Raw genomic sequence first — 1,532 nt, 5'->3', positions numbered from 1 at the left:
GAGGACCGGCTCGCCGCGATCGACATCACGGTCAACCGCAACGCCGTCCCGTTCGACCCGCGCCCGCCGATGGTCACCTCCGGGCTGCGGATCGGCACCCCGGCGCTGGCGACCCGCGGGTTCGGCGAAGCCGCGTTCGCCGAGGTCGCGGACATCATCGCCGAGGCCCTGACCGCCGACGCCGGCGCGGACCTGACCGGGCTCCGCACCCGGGTCCAGGCCCTCGCCGCCGCCCACCCGCTCTACCCCACGGTTGCTAACCTAGCCTGACCGTCCAGGGGCCGGCCCTACCCGGGCTGGCTCCGGGACCGGCGGACCGGACTTTTCACGCGTGCTGCTCCTTCTCCCCACCGTCCCCCTAGCCTCGCAAGCTCGGCCAAGGAACCCGGACGGCGTGGGCCCTCGCTTTGACGCACGCTTTCGAAAAGCCCGGCTCCGCCGGCCCCTCGAGGGCACCTCACCTTCTGCTCCGTCCCCACATTTATCCCCAGTTAGGAACCGACCATGGCTGTTGGCGTCTTCGACCTTTTCTCTATTGGGATCGGGCCCTCAAGTTCGCACACCGTGGGGCCCATGCGGGCCGCCGCAGTCTTTGCCGAGGAGTTGAAGGCGTCGGGGGACCTGGACCGCGTTGCAGGGTTGCGGGTGGACCTCTACGGTTCCCTGGCCGCGACCGGTCACGGGCACGGCACCATGACCGCGATCCTGCTGGGGCTCGAGGGCTACCACCCGGAGAAGATCCTCCCCGACGAGGTCGAGGATCGGCTGGCGGCCATTGCCGAGACGGGAACCCTCCAGCTGGCAGGATCCGTCGTGTTGCCCTATGGGGTGAAGGACATGGTGCTGCGCCCGCTCACCGTCCTGCCCCGGCACACCAACGGCATGACGTTCACGGTTTCCGACGCCGACGGAACCGTTGTTCACAGCGCCACTTTCTTCTCCGTCGGCGGCGGCTTCATCGTCCGAGAGGGCGAGGAGGACGCGGCGCTGAAGGAACTGGCCGAGTCCAAGGAGGAGTTGCCGCTGCCGTTCCGCACCGCCGCGGAGCTGCTGGGACGCTGCCAGTCCAAGGGGCTCTCGATCGGGGAGATCATGTTCGTCAACGAGCGAGCCTCCCGCACGGAAGCGGAGATCCGCGAGGGCCTCCTGCACATCTACTCCGTGATGGAAGGCTGTGTCGAGGTCAGCCTCAAGCGCGAGGGCCTGCTCCCGGGCGGGCTTAAGGTCCGCCGCCGCGCCCCGGACTGGCACGAACGGCTGATGAAGGAAAACCGTGGCCAGGACCCTGACTACCGGGACCCGAAATACTGGCAGGAATGGGTCAACCTGATCGCCCTGGCCGTGAATGAGGAGAACGCCTCGGGCGGCCGGGTCGTCACCGCACCGACCAACGGCGCCGCCGGGATCATCCCGGCCGTGCTCTACTACGCGCTGCACTTCGCCCCGGGCATGGACCAGGCCACCCAGGAGGACCGCGACGACGTCGTGGTCAAGTTCCTGCTCGCCGCCGGAGCCATCGGGGTGCTGTACAA

Annotated in this window: 1 protein-coding gene and 1 pseudogene; both read left to right on the top strand. The window is 68.7% G+C overall.

The features are described from left to right. Window positions 1–270: pseudogene (locus tag AC1DNC_RS16740) on the top strand (serine hydroxymethyltransferase); the annotation flags it as partial. Between the two features lie 234 nt (window positions 271–504). Further along, a partial coding sequence (locus tag AC1DNC_RS16735) for an L-serine ammonia-lyase (protein ID WP_476863653.1) occupies window positions 505–1,532 on the top strand: 1,028 nt, incomplete at its 3' end.

This window comes from Arthrobacter sp. 01N442 (assembly GCF_056399345.1).
Note: the sequence above shows the minus strand (reverse complement) of the source record. Positions and strands in the feature narration are given on the sequence as shown.